The following is a 16,324-nucleotide window of genomic DNA, read 5'->3' on the forward strand; positions in this document are numbered from 1 at the left end:
CAACTCGATGTCCACCAGTGCGGTCCGCCTGAAGTAGTGCAACGGGTTGTCGTAGCGCAGAATTTCTTCGACGGCACCGGGTAGCAGGGTCGCGTCGGCGCGCAGTTCGGCGAGTTGATCGGGATGCCGAAGCAGCGTCAGCAGCCCGGAGGACAGCATGCCGCGGGTGGTGTCGTTGCCCGCGGTGACGAGTTGGACGAAGAAGCCGCCGAAATCAGCGTCGCTCATCGGCTTCCCGCCGAACTGAGCACCCAAGATCGCGCTGGTGAGGTCATCACCGAGGCCGGCGCGCCGCCGGGTCGCCGCGAGTTCGACGGCATAGGCCGCCATTTCCTCGCCGCCGGGGCGTGCTTGCCCGTCGGTGTTGCCGAGGTCGGGATCCTGGCTTGCGGTGATCCGTTCGGCGAGTTTCCGCAGATACTCCCAATCGTCGCGGGGCAGTCCGAACAGCTCTCCGATCACCCGGTTGGGCAGTTTGGCGGCGACGTCGCCGACGAACTCGACGGTGCCACCGCCGACCTCATCGAGGATGGCGCGGCAGGTCCGGCGAACCCGGTCCTCCAGTCCACCGATCGCCCGCGGCCGGAAATGCTGCGACAGCGGCGACCGGTAGGCGGTGTGCCGTGGCGGGTCCATGGCCAGCAGCATCGATCGAACCCGCTGCAGCGTCGACTCTTCGACGTCCTCGACGGTGATGCCGCCGGCCGAGGATGAGAAGACCTCGGAATGGCGGGCAACGGAGACCACATCGGCGTGGCGCAACACCGCCCAGAATCCGGGCTGACTCTCCATCGGCTGCCAGAGCACCGGGTGGGATCGACGAAGCGCCGCAAGCGTCTCGTGCGGGACACCGTCGGCGAAGGTGTCCGGGTCGGCCAGGTCGATGTCCAAGGCCGCGGTGGTGGTCATGGTCAACCCAGCAGGACGTTGGGGCTGGGCAAACCGGCCTGTGCGCACAGGTTCCGGTACACGGCCAGGGTGCTGGCGCCGTCGGACACGCTTTCCACCGCCCCGTTGTCGTCGAGATTCAGGTTGGCTCCGTACATCTGGAACCAGACGTGGGTGTCGTCTTCGAGGATCTGCAAGGTGTGGACGGAACCAGCGGGCTCGTAGAGGAACGATCCGGCCCGATTGACGTAGCCGTATTCCTTGTACTTCCAAGCCCCCGACGTGGTGTAGGCGTACACCGGACCGGTGTGCTTGTGGCGCTGAACCTCATAGCCGGCCTGAAAGACGTTCTCGAGGATCCACAGGCCTTCGGCCTCCTTCACCATGATCACCTTCAGCTTGGAGCCGTCTCCGATGTCGACGAAGGGAAGTTCGTCCGCGCCGATGTGGACCGCGCCGGGAATATCGACCATCGTCATGGCCGTGACCTTTCGTTGAGGTGAATGATGCACAAACACGTACTGCGATATGCGAAAACGATATCGCAATTAGCACTAACTGACTAGGTCTGGTTGAGCCATGCCGCACAATGTGACCCATGCGAGTCGTGCGCGGTGTCGCCGGGGTCCCCACCGTGGCGGAGGTCGCCGATCCCGTCACCGATTGGCCGGTGCTGGAGGTCGGCTCGGCCAGCATCTGCGGTAGCGATCTGACACTGGTGGGCTGGAACCTCCCCGTCACCCTCGGCCACGAAATCGCCGGCACGCTCAACGGAACCGCTTACTGCGTGGAGCCCACCGTTCGGTGCGGTACCTGCAGCCAGTGCCGGCGCGGGTCCACGCAGCGCTGCTGCGGGTCGGTCCCGCACGGCCTACTCGGAGTTGCGTTCGACGGCGGCTTGGCCGATCGGGTGGCGGTCCCGCCGGATTGCCTGGTGCCCCTTCCTGAGGGCCTTGCCGTCGCCGATGCGTCGCTGGTCGAACCGTTGGCTGTCAGCTGGCACGCGCTGCGAATGGTTTCGGCGGTGCCGGGGGAGCGGGTGTTGGTGGTGGGCGGTGGCAGCGTTGGTCTGCTCGCGGTTGCCGCTGCCCGTGCCATGGGGCTCGAGGTTGACCTGGTGGCGCGCCACGACCACCAGCGGGCGGCCGGGGAGCGGCTCGGCGCGGGCGCACCGCGCGGCCGCTACGAAGTCGTCGTCGAAGCCGCCGGGACCGATTCGGCGCTGGCCGACTGTGTGCAGCGGGCGGAGGTCGGCGGGCGGATCGCGATGGTGGGTGTCGCACAAGGCGATCGTCGCCTTCCCGGCATCCCATTCACCATGAACGAGCTTTCGATGGTCGGGTGCAACTGTTACGACAACCGCGGCGGCAGGCATGAGTTCGCCGAGGCCGCTGCGGCGCTGGCCGCCGATCCGGAGATCGCGGCGGCCGTGATCACGCATCGCTTCCCCCTGGCCGAGGCCGCCGACGCGTTCCGGGTGGCGGCCGATCGGGCCAGTGGCGCGATCAAGGTCTTGCTGCAGCCCTAGCCGCTCATCGCTAATTGGTCCTCGGCGTGGAAGGTCTCCTCGAGGGTCTCCGGAGAGGCGTCGCGGTCGATCAACCGCAAATCGGCGCCGCGGGCCGATTCGATCGCGCCGAGTCGGCGGGTGAGCTTGTCGGCGGCATAGGCGGCCATCTCTGCCGGATCGATGTTGAACGGTGGGGTGTCCCCGAAGTCTTCTGAACCTGCTTCCACGGTGCCCAGCGCCAGCGGCATCAATTCGGCCATCCGGTCGGTGACCACCTGCCACATGCTGTCGTCAGCGGCGACGTGGCGTCGGCAGGTGAAGGTTCCCCACGCCATGTGGCGGCGCTCATCGTCGCCGATGTGCTTGATGATCTGCTGCATGCCCGGCAGGATGCCGCGGCTGCTGCAGACCTTCCCCCAGCCGTAGTAGCCGGTCAGCGCCAGGCAGCCTTCAACGACGTGGTTGTAGGTGACTGAGGCGCGAATCTGGTTGGCCCGGCCGGGATCGCTCTGTAGCGCGTGCAGGCTCGCGGGTAGTTCCCGGGTGAAGATCTGGGTGTAGGGCTCGTTGTACTCGACGTGCTCGTGGAGGTCCGTGGAGACGCCCACCGCGTCGAACCACAGCCGGAAGGCCAGCGTGTGTTTGGCCTCTTCGTAGACGAACTGGGTCAGGTACATCTCGTCGGCGAAGCGGCCTTCGGCGGCCATCGCGGCGACGAACGGCTGCAGGTCCTGGGTCACCGACTCCTCGCCGGCCAGGAACTGGGCTGCCAAGCGAGTGGTGTAGCGGCGCTCGTCGTCGGTCATCGCGGCGAAGTCCTTGACGTCCTGGCGCAAGTCGATATCGGCCGGATTCCAGTGCTTGGCGTTGCCCTTGAGGAAAAGCCGCATGGGGAAGGAGTCCTGGTTGAGCCCGCCGGCACCCAGTGAGGCGTAACCCGTCCGCTTGCCGTGTTCGATCGTGCGCGTCATTGAAGGCTCCATCTGCCTGTTGGTGGACGGCGTCCAACCCCCAGCATAGAGACGATTGTGGGTATCGCTGGTGACGATGCGAACTACAGTCAGTTAGCTATGAACGCCTGGCCGAACTCGGTGCGCTCAGACGGCGAGTTACGTCGGCTGAGTCGGCGGTTCGGCGCGGTCGGTGTCGACATCCCGCCGGCGCGGTTGCGCGAGATTGCCGCCGGAGCACCGGCGAGCGAGCGTGAATGGGTCGACGTCAGTTTCGCGCTGGTGGCGACAAACCTGGTGAGCGATCAGCGGCGCACCAGGCGGTCGCGCGCTCAAAAGCGCCTGGCGCACTGGGCCGTCGTCGCAGGGGCGGTCGTGGTGGCACTGAACGTGCTGCTGTGCCTGGGGCTGTTGTTCTTCGTACTGACCCAACACGGCTACCCGTCCTGATAAGGGCTAGCCGGCGAGGTGTTGGTCGGCCACGCCCAGCGCAGCGTCCAGAACCGCCAGTCCCTCGGCGACCTCGGCATCGGTGACGTTGCACGGCGGGCAGACGTGTATCCGGTTGAAGTTGGCGAACGGCAACAGCCCGCCGGACTTGCATGCCGCCAGAACCGCGTTCATCGCCGGGCTTGATCCGCCGTACGGTGCCAGCGGCTCACGGGTGACCGGATCGGCGACCAACTCGACGGCCCAGAACACCCCAAGCCCGCGCACCTCGCCGACGCAGCGGTGCCGGGAGGCCAACTCGCGAAGTCCGGGGCCGAGCACCTGCTCCCCGATGCGGGCGGCGTTGGCCACCATGCCCTGATCCTCCATGACGGTGATCGTCGCCACCGCCGCCGCACAGGCCAGTGGATGACCCGAGTACGTCAGCCCGCCCGGGTAGGCGCGGTCGGCGAAGGTCGCATAGATGGCGTCGTTTATGGCCACACCGCCGAGGGGCACGTAGCCCGACGTCACCCCCTTGGCGAAGGTCATCAGATCGGGCACCACGTCGAAGTGGTCGATGGCGAACCACCGACCGGTGCGTCCGAACCCGGCCATCACTTCGTCGGCGATGAACACGATCCCGTGGCGGTCGCAGATCTGCCGCACCCCGGCCATGTACCCGGGCGGGGGAACCATGATGCCTGCGGTGCCCGGCACGGACTCCAGGACGATCGCCGCGATGGTCGCCGGACCTTCGTGGGCGATGAGTCGTTCGAGGTAGTCCAGTGCCCGCTGGGATTCCTGCTCGTCGGTGTCGGCGTAGAACGACGACCGGTACAGGAAGGGACCGTTGAAGTGCACGACGCCGGCGGCACCGTAGTCGTTGGGGTAGCGCCTCGGGTCGCCGGTGAGGTTGATGGCGGTGTCGGTGCCCCCGTGATACGAGCGGTAGCGGGACAGCACCTTGCGTCGGCCGGTGTGTAACCGGGCCATCCGGACAGCGTGCTCGACGGCGTCAGCACCGCCATTGGTGAAGAAGACATGGTTGAGATCACCGGGAGTGCGCTCGGCGATCAGCCTGGCGGCCTCAGATCGGGCGGCGTTGACGTGCTGGGGGGCGATCGTGCACAACTTTGCCGCCTGCTCGGCGATCGCGGCCACCACTTTCGGGTGCTGATGACCGATGTTGGTGAACACCAGCTGACCGGAGAAATCCAACAGTTTGTTGCCATCGCCGTCCCAGACGTAGGCGCCCTCGGAGGCCAGGATGGTCATCGGCGTGATTTGCGCCTGCGCCGACCAGGAATGGAACACGTGTTTGCGGTCCAGATCGAAGGCGCGTCGGCCCTCCGCGATGGCGGTGTCGATGTCCTGTCCATTCGGCAGGGCCGTGTGGGTTGTGGTCATGGGCGGAGTTTACCGGCCGGCCCATGGGCGTCCGGCCCATCCAGTCAGCCCGCGGCAGGCAACTGTTCGGCGACGTTTGGGTGCGTCTACGACACCGTTGCATCACGGTTCGACAACGCGCCCAGCGCGGATTCGATTAGGGGATGGAGCCCCGGAATCGCTTGTTGTACAAGTGGTTCTAGTGACTTTTGGGTCAAATGTTCCGGAGATCCCGGATTGCGACCTGGAGAGGTGGAAAGAGATGAAGCGCATCGGTGCGGCCAGCAGAATACTGGCAACGGTCGGTCTGGTGCTGCTGATGCTGACGGGTGGCACCGTCGTGGCCTCGGCGGCCCCGGTTACCAGGGATCAAGCCGTCAACCTTGTTATTGCCAGGGGCCTGGCTCAGCGCGGCGTTCCGTACTCCTGGGGCGGCGGAGGAATCACCGGACCGACGCTGGGCACCGGCGATGGTGCCAGCACTGTGGGTTTTGACGCCTCGGGCCTGATCCAGTACGTCTACGCCGGGGTGGGCGCCAAGCTACCGCGCTCATCCGGGTCGATGTACAACGTCGGCCAGAAGGTCACCCCGGCCCAGGCGCTGCCGGCGGACCTGATCTTTTACGGCCCGGAGGGGACCGAGACCGTGACCATGTTCCTCGGCAACAACCAGATGCTCGAGGTCACTGACGCCGGTGTCACGGTGTCGCCGGTGCGGACCGAGCGGATGGCCTCCTACCTGATCAGGGTCATCGCCTGACGCAGTTGGCCCGCGGTCGCTACGCGCAGTCGGTACAGATCGACGTGCCGTTGTTGCCGCGGGCCAGCCGGCTTCGGTGGTGCACCAGGAAGCAGGTGCTGCAGGTGAACTCGTCGGGTTGCTTGGGAACGACCCGGACCATGAACTCCTCGTCGGACAGATCCGCTCCCGGCAACTCGTAGGCGTACACCCCGTCGGCCTCGTCGACGTCCAGAACCGCCGTCGCGGGGTCGTTGCGGCGAACTGAAAGCTCGTCGAGCGGCTCCCCGGCGTCAACCGGAGCGTGACGGGGTGCGTCGTAGTCAACGGTCATGGTTCATGCCTTTCGGTTCGTTCGCCTTGCCGACTCCAGCGTCGGCCCGAATGCGGACTTATTCCCCGAACCGCACCCCGCCTAAACACCGGATTGGTCGGCGACGGTCAAATTCGCCAGAGCGATTCCTGGGCCACACTGGCCACTAGGGTTCCGACACGGTCATGAATCGACCCGAACGCCAGACCACGGGCGTCGCGATGACTGATCCCGACCGAGTCATAGCAATGCCACTGGTGCGGATCGCTCGGCCGGTGCAACCACAGGGCGTGATCCAGGCTGGCCGCCCCACCCGGACCGGGCTCGTCGTGGCCGGGCGGCCGGGCGGTGGACACCATGCCCAGGTCGGAGATGAAGGTCAGCGCGCACGCCCGCAGTACCGGGTCTATCTCGATGGGCTGCCGCGAGCGGAACCAGAACGGCTGACTCGGCCATTCGGGGGGTTCCCCGGCCGCGACCCGCGCCTCGAAGTAGTCGGCCCAATCCTGCGGGGGAGTGACGGCGGTGGTCGCCTCGGCCAACGGCAGCCGCGGTCTGGCGGGCCGCTGCCAGTCCGACGTCACTTCGGGGCGATGGAAGGAGGCCAGCATCTCGAAAATCGGCACTCCCTCCTGGCTGGCCGTCACCCGCCGGGTACTGAAAGAACGACCGTCGCGGGTGGACTCAACCGTGTACTCGACGTCCACACCGACTCGCCCGCCCGCGATGAAGTAGGCATGCAGGGATTGCGGCAGCCGGTCGGCCGCCACGGTGGCAGCCGCTGCGGCCAGTGCCTGCGCCGCGATCAGGCCGCCGAAAAGACGAGGCCCGGCGCCCAGCGCCGTGGCGGTTCGGTAGACGCCATCGCCGCCGTCCAGTCGCACCAGGCGGGCAATCCAACTCGGCGACATGCGGCTCACCCTAACTGCGCCACCTAGACTCGCCGTCATGGAGCGCGGCTTGCAGCAGGCGGAGGAGCGACTCGGCTCGTGGGCGTCGCTGAAAGAGCCACTGGATACCTCGACGGCTCTCTGAAAGGCTGACCCCAAATGGCACCCAACCTGATCGAGTTGTACCGCCGCAGCGGCGCTGACGTGCCGTTCGGTAACCCGTTGCCCTCGCATGGCACCGAGATGGAGGGCTGGTTCTGGCGGGTCTCCGACGAGGCCACTGGGCGTGCGCTGATCGCTCTGTGCAGTGTCAACCGCCACCCGGACGGTGACTGGTCCACCACGGCGGTGGCCGTGCATCCCGGCCTGGTGGTCCGCTCGGCTGCCCTGCGCGGCGCCCGTGCCGCGCACAGCCCGTTCAGCGTCACCGCCGGGGATGAGTCGGATAACTTCACCGTGGGCGCCGACCGGGTCCGCTTCGAACTCGGCGACCTGAAGCTGGACATGGAATTCCGCGACCGGGTGTTGTGGCCCAAAGCATTCGGCGGGGGCGGGATATTCTCGGCAGTCCCGTTCCTCAATCAGTACTGGCATCCGTACTACTTGGGTGGCCGGGCCAGCGGCACGGTCGAATATGCCGGTGAGAGCTGGACATTCGATAGCGCCAAACTCTACGCAGAACGCAACTGGGGCAAGGGATTTCCGTTGCGTTGGTGGTGGGGGCAGGCCCACGATTTCGGCGATGCCGACGTGTGCGTGGCCTTCTCTGGTGGACTGCTGTCACTGGGACCGATCGCCCGCGACGTCAACGGGATCGTGGTCCGGGTGGGCACAACGGTCATCAGGATGACACCGCCTCTGCTGGTGCGCTCACAGGTAGGGGAGAACCGTTGGCTGCTGCGCGGACGCTCCAGGCGCTACGAGATCGAATTAGAAGGGGACGGAACCCATTTGCCGCCGCATGTGCTGCCGGTGCCGCTGCCGGCCGAGCGGCGCAACATCGACACCGACTTCGAACACCTCGGTGGCCGGCTTCGGTGCACGGTCCGCGAGTCGGGCCGGGTGATCTTCGACGGGACATCGGAACTGGCCGGCCTTGAGGTCGGCACCCGACCGGCCTAACCTGCTCGACATCAGCGCGCAGCGGCGCCTAGGGACTGCTCTTCTAGTTAACGCCAAGGATCTTGATCGCGAAGATCAGTGTGTCGCCCGGTTCGATGCCCGCACGCGGCTCGCCGTTGGGGTAGCCGTCGGCAGACGTCATCGCAACGGCGACCGTAGAACCGACTTTCTGGCCGGCGATAGCCTTCTGGAAGCCCGGCACCACCCGGTTAAGAGGGAAGTCCGCCGCCTCGCCGCGTTCGTAACTGCTGTCGAACACCGACCCATCGCGGCCGTTGACGCCCATATAGCAAACCGACACCGTGGCGGTGTCGGGGACTACCGGGCCCTCACCGGCCTTGAGTGTCTGCACCTGGGTCTGGGCGATGGCGAATGGTTGGCTCACCTCAATCTTCGGTGCCGCTGCGTCGGTGGATCCGGTGACGGCGACGCTGCCACTGCTACCCGACACGGTCCACTCGGGAGCAACATCACCGGCAGGTGCCGCGGTGGGGCAGGCGCCGCCGGCGGCGGGAGTGACCGGGGAGGAGGCAACCTCGGTCGACATGCCGGACGACGAGGTGGAGGATCTTGTGCTGGAGTCGCAGGCGCTCAGGCCGAGGACCAGCGCTGCGCCACATGCGACAAAAGCGATGGACGATGACATGCGAGAGGAAATCACACCATCACGCTACAGCGGCTTTTTCCCGCTGCTGGACAGGTGCCGCTTTGGGCCGCTAGTGGCGGGGCGGGCGCGCCCGACATTTCACGCGTTCCCGGCTGAGATGATTGTCGATAGGGTGCGGCTGGATGGCCTAGGGGCGTGATTCAGAGAGCGTGACCGCGGGCCGCCGCATGAGCCGAACCTCGGTAATGGTGTTCCGTTCCATTTCTCGAACTTCAATGGTCCAGCCGTCCAATGGAATTCGGTCTCCGGGCTCAGTGGGAATTCGCGCCAGAATCACCAGGACCAGTCCCGCTACGGTGGCATAGTCACCGCGGGGCAGATCGCGGATCTCCACACCAAGGTCGGGCAAGTCGTGGATGGGGAAGCTGCCTGGTAGCACCAGACTTCCGTCGGGCATCACCTTGGCACCCAGGACATCGCGGTCGGTCTCGTCGTAGATCTCACCAACGATCTCCTCGAGGACATCCTCCAGAGTGACGATCCCGGCCACGCCACCGCGTTCGTCGATCACCACCGCGAACTGCTCCCGTTCGGCCTTGAACCGCTTCAATGCCTCAGAGACCGGAAGACTGTCCGGCAACTGCAATGCGGGGCGGGCAGCCTCGGCCAGAGACGTTCCACCACCGAGCAGGTCGCGAAGGTGCACAACCCCGATGACCTCATCGAGATTGCGGGAGCGGACCACCGGCGCCCTGGAGTGGCCTGAGTCGACAAGCTGGTCTTGGGCCGTGGACATGGGGAGGTCGCTGGAGAGCATGATCACTTTGCGCCGGGGCACGAGAATCTCGCGCAGCACCCTGTCTTGAATCTCCAAGGCTCCGGAGATCATCTCGCGTTGCTCGATGGTCAGCCCGCGGTGGGCCGATACAAGTTCGCGTAACTCCTCGGACGAGAGTTGTTCGGCCGCGGCGTCGGGATTTCCTCCGAAGAGCCGCACGATGAGGTCGGTCGCCTTGCCCATAAGCCAGACGATCGGCTTGGACAGCGTGGCGAGCCGGTCCAGGGGGATAGCGACCATCAGGGCCCAGCGCTGAGCGTTCTGCATCGCCAATCGTTTGGGTGCCAGTTCACCCACCACGATGTTGACCACGGCCAGCACGATGGTCACCGACGTCACCGCGACGGCCTCGGCGGCACCCCCCAGAAAGCCCAGGGAGGGGACGAGCGGCTCGGCAAGGGTGATTGCCGCGGTGGCTGATGCAAGATATCCGGCAAGCGTGATGCCGAGTTGGATCGTGCCGAGAAAGCGGTTCGGATTGCGAGCCAGCCGGGCCAGCGCCCGTTCCCGCCGACCCGAACCCCGTTCCATGGCTCGCAACTGGCCTTCGCGCAGCGAAATCAGCGCAATCTCGCTGCCGGCAAAGAGACCGTTGAGGAGCAGCAGAACCAAAATCAGTGAGAGGTCGAACACGTACCGATCCACGTACACCTTCCGCGCCGGCCAGACGGCTGCCATGGGTGCTGGCCGAACCCATGGCCAGTATTCTGCCTGACTCTCCTGCCTGACTCTCTCGGCGTCAATCGACAACGGACAATTCGCAGGCTGAGCAGGGCAAACCCCGCTTCACGTTAACTGACATAATGTGGCTTATCGGCAAAAGGGTGAGCTGGGCAATTGCGCGGACCGCCATCCTGGCCGACATTTCCAGGCGCTCTGCGCTTCCTGCGCACGGGTGCGCCGACGGTTTCCGACGGTTCCCCGTCTGGCTTGCCTGTCGCCCGTTGGCCGATTATCCGGCCCTCTGAAGCCTGCTTCGCGAAAGCCGGACGAACCCCCCGGTCGGAGTTCCATTAGGCACGGTCTCAGGTTCCCCAATATGTCACTGTGACGAATTGGTGCAGATTCCGGGTTTTCCGAAGCGCCTAAACGTCACTGTGACGAATTGCCGTGTGGCGGCCGTTTAGTGATCGTCAAGGAGGCTTCGAAGCATCCAGGCGGTCTTCTCGTGAATCTGCATCCGCTGAGTCAGCAGATCCGCCGTCGGCTCATCATGCGCCTCCTCCACGACTGGGAAGAGTCGGCGGGCCGTTCGCACAACCGCTTCCTGGCCGGCCACCAGGTCGCGAATCATCTGCGTGGCACTCACTGGCCCAACACTCTCGGTGATGCTTGTCAGTTCGGAAAACTCCGTGTAGCTGCCGGGCGCTTTCGCGCCGAGTGCCCGGATACGCTCGGCAATGAGATCAACCGCCAGAGCCAGTTCGTTGTACTGGGTCTCGAACATCAAGTGCAGCGTCTGAAACATCGGTCCGGTGACGTTCCAGTGATAGTTGTGCGTCTTCAAATAGAGCGTGTACGTGTCGGCGAGAAGTTGCGCCAGACCTTCGCAGATACGAACACGCGTCCCGGCGTCAATGCCGTTGTCGATGTTCAAGTCGACGTTCATACCCGAACTTGTCATAAGATACCTTTCTGGACTAGATCAAGTTTAGACCCCGGCGTCCTTTCCGCAAGGATCGGATCGCCATCGCAGGCGCCGCGCTAGGATTCCGCCGTGTCGATCAAGGCTGCCGAACTGCTCGGACTCGGAGTTGCCGTGGTCCTGCTCGGTGCGGCTCTGGTGTACCTGTTCGGCTCGTTCGCCCTGATGACCGCGCACGTCGAACGCCGCCCCGGCCAGCGCCAGGCCAAGGCGATGTGGCGCGAGCTGTACTACGTGCTCATCACCCAGCCGCTGATTCCCCTGTACTTCTTCATCGGACGAAAGTTCAGCGACGGTAACAATGTCCCAGTTGTGTTCGTGCACGGCTATTTTCAGAACCGGGCCGACTTCTGGTGGATGGCACGACAGTTCCGCAGGGCTGCCAAGGGGCCGCTGTACGGATTCAACTACCCGTGGTTCGACTCGGTGGACCGCAACGTCCCCCGGCTGGACCGGTTCGTCGAACGCGTCTGTGCCGAGAACAACATCGACCGGGTGTCCCTGGTGGCTCATTCACTGGGCGGACTGGTATGTCTGGAGTACGCGCACTCCCCTAACGGGCGACGTCGGGTCGCGCACTGCATCACCGTAGGCACGCCACACAACGGCGTGAAGTGGCGCGGGCCAATCCTGGGCAGGGTGGCCAAAGAACTCCGCGAGGGCGGCGAATTCCACGTCGAGCGCCGGGAACGCCCGGTTGTCACACCCACGCTGAGCGTTTACTCCACTCATGACAACATCGTCCACCCGCCGACCACCAGCGCGCTGGGTCCCCGCGGCGGAACCGATATCGCCATCGACGGCCTGGGCCACCTGTCGCTGCTTTACTCACCCGAAGTGGCACGGGTCCTCATCGAATTCACCGAGCAGGACGACCGCCAACTGCGCGCCGAGGAACGCGGCGCAGCGTCCTGATTGCACACCTGGCAAACTATCCAGCGTGAGAACGCGTCTTTCGGCACTGCTGGCCGCTTTGGTTTTCGTTGGCCTCACTGCCCCACCGGCAGTAGCCAACCCGCCGGGCATGCTCAGCTTCGGCGGTATGCAGCGAACCTACGTGCTGCATGTCCCCGCCGGCCTTGGGCAGCCCAACGGGCTAGTAATCAATCTGCACGGCGCCGGGATGACCGGAAGCCAGCAAGCCGCTGTGACGGGGTACAACGCCGTCGCCGACCAGTACGGGTTCGTCGTCGCCTATCCCGACGGCATCGATACCGCCTGGGCCGACGGCCGGGGCGCGTCGCTGCCGGACCGGCAGGGCGTCAACGATGTCGGTTTCTTGGCCACGCTCATTGAACAGTTGTCCCGTGACTTCCAGATTCCGCCGGGCAGGGTGTTCGTGACCGGAATGTCCGCGGGTGCCTTCATGGCCAACCGACTGGTGTGCGAGCGAGCCGACCTGCTCTCCGCCATCGCTCCGGTGGCCGGGACATTGGGGGCGGCCACTCCGTGCGCACCGTCGCGGCCGGTGTCGGTAATGGCGGTGCACGGCACCGCCGATCCGGTGGTGCCCTACAACGGCGGGCCGATGGTAGGGCGGGGCGGTCCCAGCACCATCATCTCCGCGCCGGCACTGGCCGAACGCTGGCGGGCGATCAACCGCTGCCCCGGACCGTTGGTCGACGACCCGGCGTCAACGGGTGAGATCCAGGAGATGGCGGCCACCGGTTGCGCTGACAACACCGAGGTTGTGCTGGTGCGCATCGACGGCGGCGGCCACACATGGCCGGCCGGCCGGTTCTCGTTGCCGGCCAACATCGTCGGGCCGACCAGTTTCGCCGTCGACGCGTCCGGGGCCACCGCGCAGTTTTTCGCGGCACAGATCCGCTAAGCGGCCGCGGAAATCCGGTTCGACTTCGGATCTACAGTGATCTCGACGCGCTTCTCCACGTTGGGCGCAGCCGCCAAGGGTTCTCCGGGCTTGCGTTCCAGGAAGCGGTAGACGAAGCGTCCGTTGTTGAACTCGATGCCCTCGGGGTCGATACGGTCACCCAGCTCGACCGCGTTCGTCGCCTGGTAACTGCCGTTGTTGTCGACGGCGAGCACGGCGTAGTAGAACGTTCCGCTGCCGCCGGGGTCATTGGCGATGAGCAGTGCTGCGTCGGGTTTACCGTCTCCGGTGGTGTCGCCCATCACCGGTTCGCCCTCGATGCGGACGGTGTCTTGGGCAGCCGACCCGGGCGCGGCGGGCCTCTCGGCGACACCGTCTTTGAGGGTGACGGCGGTGCCGTCGAGGGTGACGGTGATGTTCTTCACCGCCGCGGGCGCGGGGCCGGCGGACTGCTGGACCGCAGAGCGCATCACCACAACGAGCCCGATCAGCGCCACCACCGAGGCGATCAGCAGACCGGTCAGGACAGGGCGCTTCAACGCGCGATCTTCAGGTAGTAGGACAGGGTGCGCGGCGCGGTCTCGTTGCCCCCGAACCAGCCGCTGACCCTCGAGGCGGTCCAGACGTTGGGTTTCAGACCTTCCGGATACGGCTTGTACACGGTCTTGCCGCCGTAACTGATCCGTACGCCGGTGTAGTCGACGTTGTAGTCGAAGGTCTCACCGGCAGGTACCGAGATCACCTCGGTTTGCTCATTGGGCAAGATCCGCTTCTTGTCGACGTTGTAGAACGGCGCGATCTCGAATTCCTGCGATGCCAGGTTGTACCGCCAACCGACCATGACCGAGTTGCGATCGGGTTCTAGTGGGGTGAAGGCGATTCCGGTGAACTTGTTCCAGTCGTACTGGTCTTCGTCCTTGAGGTCATAGACCGTGTCGGTGGTGAAGGTCCCGGTACCGGTGACTCGTTTGGTGAAGTAGGCGAAGCTGTTAGGGATCGCGAAATGGGTTCCCTTGAATATCGTGATGCGCCGCCCGCGCGGGTCGCAGAACAGCGACTGCAGAGAACCGGCCAAAGACGTCGTAGCGGTGGCCGGCGACGCAGCCACACCGGCCGGGACGGGGACACCGGGTGAGAGAACAGGTGCCGCAACGCGGGCCGGCCCAACGCTGGCTGACGCAACCGCTGCCGACGGCGCAACCTCACGCCGGGACTCCTGCGGGACTGGCGCGAGCAACGACTCGGCGACGGCCCTGCTCGGGCGGCCCGTGCCTACGGTGGTGCCCCGAGGAGCGACAGGTACGGATTCGGGTCCAGCTTCGGCCGCAACGGCGGACGGCGCGGCGCCACTCGCCGCCGCCCGGGCCGGGCGGAGCGCCCGGTGACCGGACCGCTCGGGGTCGGCCCCGCGGCGCGTCGCCGCACGCGCAGGGCCGCCGGACTCCGACTGAGTGTCTGACCGGGCACTCGAGCGGGAGTCCGTGGGTTCGGCCGACGCCGGGGCGCTGGAAGCCATGCTGATTACCACGCCCGCGCCGAGAGCGGCCGCCAAGCCGCCCACCCGCCCTACCAGAACTGCCGCTGTCATCTGAGTCAACTTCCTGCCCGCCAAATCGCCGCTGGGAGCATAGCCCAGCAACGCCGCTGCGCCGTGCCAGCTGTCAGGGGCCCCGCTGTGCGGGGCGGTTCTCCCCGCTCCACTGCGACCAGGAACCGGGAAACAGCGCGGCGTCGACCCCGGCGGCACTAAGCGCGGCCAGCACGACCGATGCGGTGACCCCCGAACCGCAGTAGACCCCTATTGATTCCGGGCCACGGCCGTCGGGCAGACCCGTCAGCGCAGCCTCGGGGAGAAACGTGCCGTCGTGATCAAGCAGCGACACGCTCGGCAGGTTGTGGGCGCCGGGGATGTGCCCGGCCAGCGGATCAAGCGGCTCGATCTCACCGCGGAACCGATCCGGGGCCCGGGCGTCCAGCAACACCATCGTCACCCCGCCGTTAGCGACCTGGTCGGCGGTCAGCGTCGGCCGGCCACCGGCGTAGAGGTCGCGGTAGCCGACGGTGACATCACCGGCCGGTGGTCGCACAGGGCTGGTGTGCAGTTCCCCGCCAACTGTCGTCCAACCCTGAAGTCCACCATCGAGAATGCGCACGTCAGGCAGACCCGCCGCGGTGAGAACCCACCACGCCCGCGCGGATCCGGCCCGGTTCCAGTCGTCGTAGACCACGACGGGTTGGCCCTTGCGGATCCCCCAACGCCTGGCGGCCGCCTGGATCGCCGCGCCGGACGGAAGTGGATGGCGGCCCAGCCCGACGCAGGTGTGATCGCTTAACTCCTGTTCCAGCGACACATACACTGCACCAGGCAGGTGACCGGCCAGGTAGTCGGCTTTTCCGTCAGGCCGATCCAGTCGCCAGCGGACATCGAGGATCGCCGGGCAGTCTCCGGCGGCGAGCCGGCTCTTGAGCTCCCCCGGGCTGATCAGAACCGCATCGTGGCGCTTCACGGCTGCACCGTAATGGGTGTCAGATGATGGAGGAACCATCTCCTGGCCAGCGACGCCACCTGCTCCAGAGCCCCGGGTTCCTCGAACAGGTGCGTGGCGCCCTCGACGATCGCGATTTCGCACGGGGCGCGCATGGCCGCGGCCGCGGCTCGGTTCAGGTCGAGCACCTGGGGGTCGTGCCCGCCGACGATCAGCAGGGTGGGAGCGCGGACCGCGCCAAGAGCGGGAGCACCGGCCAGGTCCGGTCGGCCGCCTCGGGACACCACCGCGAAAACCTCGCAGCGTGGGTCCGCAGCGGCCTGCAGTGCGGCTCCCGCACCGGTGCTGGCCCCGAAGTACCCGACGGGCAGCCCTGCGGCGTCGCGGGCCGAGCGCAGCCACTCGGTGGCCTCGCGGAGTCGGGTCGACAACAGGGCGATGCCGAACACATTGGCCCGATCGGCTTCCTCGGCCTCGGTGAGCAGATCGAACAACAGCGTTCCCAGGCCTGCTGACTGAAGGACCTCCGCGACGTACCTGTTGCGCGGACTGTGCCGACTGCTGCCGCTACCGTGTGCGAAAGCCACGATGCCGCGCGGCTGGCAGGGAATGGTGAGCCGGCCGGCAACACTGGCGCCGGCAACGTCGATCTGGACATCCTCGTCACGCAGAAATTCCGGCTGGATC

17 protein-coding genes and 2 pseudogenes are annotated in these 16,324 nt (G+C 66.1%); 6 read left to right on the forward strand and 13 right to left on the reverse strand.

The window, feature by feature from the left end; genetic code table 11:
- On the reverse strand, window positions 1-909 hold a 909-nt coding region (locus ADBZ5N_RS05515), incomplete at its 3' end, for a cytochrome P450 family protein (RefSeq protein WP_526256482.1).
- Between the two features lie 2 nt (window positions 910-911).
- Window positions 912-1,367: a 2,4'-dihydroxyacetophenone dioxygenase family protein gene (locus ADBZ5N_RS05520; RefSeq protein ID WP_526256483.1), complete on the reverse strand. Its 456-nt coding sequence runs from the start codon at window positions 1,365-1,367 to the stop codon at window positions 912-914.
- 119 nt (window positions 1,368-1,486) lie between these two features.
- On the opposite strand from ADBZ5N_RS05520, the gene ADBZ5N_RS05525 reads away from it, so the two are divergent.
- On the forward strand, window positions 1,487-2,416 hold the full coding sequence (locus ADBZ5N_RS05525; protein WP_526256484.1) for a zinc-dependent alcohol dehydrogenase: 930 nt from the start codon (window positions 1,487-1,489) through the stop codon (window positions 2,414-2,416).
- On the opposite strand, the gene ADBZ5N_RS05530 is transcribed toward ADBZ5N_RS05525, so the two are convergent.
- Complete coding sequence (locus ADBZ5N_RS05530) at window positions 2,413-3,369, reverse strand: R2-like ligand-binding oxidase (RefSeq protein WP_526256485.1); 957 nt, start codon at window positions 3,367-3,369, stop codon at window positions 2,413-2,415. The two genes, ADBZ5N_RS05525 and ADBZ5N_RS05530, sit on opposite strands and share 4 nt — an antisense overlap.
- 99 nt (window positions 3,370-3,468) lie before the next feature.
- Between ADBZ5N_RS05530 and ADBZ5N_RS05535 the strand changes: the two genes are divergently transcribed.
- Window positions 3,469-3,798 (forward strand): hypothetical protein, encoded by a 330-nt coding sequence (locus ADBZ5N_RS05535; RefSeq protein WP_526256486.1) that lies wholly within the window; start codon window positions 3,469-3,471, stop codon window positions 3,796-3,798.
- Between the two features lie 6 nt (window positions 3,799-3,804).
- Here ADBZ5N_RS05535 and ADBZ5N_RS05540 read toward each other — a convergent pair whose 3' ends face one another.
- Window positions 3,805-5,187, reverse strand: a complete 1,383-nt coding sequence (locus ADBZ5N_RS05540) for an aminotransferase family protein (RefSeq protein WP_526256487.1) — start codon at window positions 5,185-5,187, stop codon at window positions 3,805-3,807.
- A 241-nt stretch (window positions 5,188-5,428) separates the two neighbouring features.
- Here ADBZ5N_RS05540 and ADBZ5N_RS05545 point away from each other — a divergent pair.
- Window positions 5,429-5,920 (forward strand): annotated as a pseudogene (locus ADBZ5N_RS05545) (NlpC/P60 family protein); the annotation flags it as partial.
- Between the two features lie 25 nt (window positions 5,921-5,945).
- Here ADBZ5N_RS05545 and ADBZ5N_RS05550 read toward each other — a convergent pair.
- Both ADBZ5N_RS05550 and ADBZ5N_RS05555 read right to left on the reverse strand, forming a co-directional pair.
- Window positions 5,946-6,239 carry a DUF4193 family protein gene (locus ADBZ5N_RS05550; protein ID WP_526256488.1) on the reverse strand — a complete coding sequence of 98 codons (294 nt, stop codon included), beginning with the start codon at window positions 6,237-6,239 and terminating at the stop codon, window positions 5,946-5,948.
- Window positions 6,240-6,346: 107 nt separating this feature from the next.
- Entirely contained in the window at window positions 6,347-7,129 is a 783-nt protein-coding gene (locus ADBZ5N_RS05555) for an acyl-CoA thioesterase (RefSeq protein ID WP_526256489.1), read from the reverse strand.
- 138 nt (window positions 7,130-7,267) lie between these two features.
- On the opposite strand from ADBZ5N_RS05555, the gene ADBZ5N_RS05560 reads away from it, so the two are divergent.
- Window positions 7,268-8,230, forward strand: a complete 963-nt coding sequence (locus ADBZ5N_RS05560) for a tocopherol cyclase family protein (protein WP_526256490.1) — start codon at window positions 7,268-7,270, stop codon at window positions 8,228-8,230.
- Between the two features lie 43 nt (window positions 8,231-8,273).
- On the opposite strand, the gene ADBZ5N_RS05565 is transcribed toward ADBZ5N_RS05560, so the two are convergent.
- From ADBZ5N_RS05565 to ADBZ5N_RS05575, 3 genes are all read right to left on the reverse strand, one after another.
- Window positions 8,274-8,876, reverse strand: coding sequence for an FKBP-type peptidyl-prolyl cis-trans isomerase (locus ADBZ5N_RS05565; protein ID WP_526256510.1), 603 nt, complete (start codon window positions 8,874-8,876; stop codon window positions 8,274-8,276).
- A 148-nt stretch (window positions 8,877-9,024) separates the two neighbouring features.
- On the reverse strand, window positions 9,025-10,353 hold the full coding sequence (locus ADBZ5N_RS05570) for a CNNM domain-containing protein (protein WP_526256491.1): 1,329 nt from the start codon (window positions 10,351-10,353) through the stop codon (window positions 9,025-9,027).
- Between the two features lie 445 nt (window positions 10,354-10,798).
- Window positions 10,799-11,284, reverse strand: a complete 486-nt coding sequence (locus ADBZ5N_RS05575) for a Dps family protein (protein WP_526256492.1) — start codon at window positions 11,282-11,284, stop codon at window positions 10,799-10,801.
- Between the two features lie 108 nt (window positions 11,285-11,392).
- On the opposite strand from ADBZ5N_RS05575, the gene ADBZ5N_RS05580 reads away from it, so the two are divergent.
- Together ADBZ5N_RS05580 and ADBZ5N_RS05585 are read left to right on the forward strand one after the other, a co-directional pair.
- Window positions 11,393-12,235, forward strand: coding sequence for an esterase/lipase family protein (locus ADBZ5N_RS05580; protein ID WP_526256493.1), 843 nt, complete (start codon window positions 11,393-11,395; stop codon window positions 12,233-12,235).
- A gap of 25 nt (window positions 12,236-12,260) precedes the next feature.
- A complete protein-coding gene (locus tag ADBZ5N_RS05585) occupies window positions 12,261-13,151 on the forward strand; it encodes an extracellular catalytic domain type 1 short-chain-length polyhydroxyalkanoate depolymerase (protein ID WP_526256494.1) in 891 nt (296 codons plus the stop codon).
- Here the strand turns inward: ADBZ5N_RS05585 and ADBZ5N_RS05590 are convergent.
- The 4 genes and pseudogenes from ADBZ5N_RS05590 to ADBZ5N_RS05605 all read right to left on the reverse strand — a co-directional run.
- Entirely contained in the window at window positions 13,148-13,690 is a 543-nt protein-coding gene (locus tag ADBZ5N_RS05590; protein WP_526256495.1) for a hypothetical protein, read from the reverse strand. The two genes, ADBZ5N_RS05585 and ADBZ5N_RS05590, sit on opposite strands and share 4 nt — an antisense overlap.
- Window positions 13,687-14,259 (reverse strand): hypothetical protein, encoded by a 573-nt coding sequence (locus tag ADBZ5N_RS05595; RefSeq protein WP_526256496.1) that lies wholly within the window; start codon window positions 14,257-14,259, stop codon window positions 13,687-13,689. The genes ADBZ5N_RS05590 and ADBZ5N_RS05595 overlap by 4 nt, the downstream gene beginning before the upstream one ends.
- Window positions 14,260-14,812: 553 nt before the next feature.
- The gene (locus ADBZ5N_RS05600; RefSeq protein ID WP_526256497.1) at window positions 14,813-15,658 is read right to left on the reverse strand and encodes a sulfurtransferase; all 846 of its coding nucleotides are present in this window, start codon (window positions 15,656-15,658) and stop codon (window positions 14,813-14,815) included.
- Window positions 15,655-16,308: pseudogene (locus tag ADBZ5N_RS05605) on the reverse strand (dienelactone hydrolase family protein); the annotation flags it as partial. The gene ADBZ5N_RS05600 and the pseudogene ADBZ5N_RS05605, both read right to left, overlap by 4 nt.
- Window positions 16,309-16,324 lie beyond the last annotated feature (16 nt).

It is taken from the genome of Mycobacterium sp., assembly GCF_044370595.1.
GTDB lineage: Bacteria > Actinomycetota > Actinomycetes > Mycobacteriales > Mycobacteriaceae > Mycobacterium.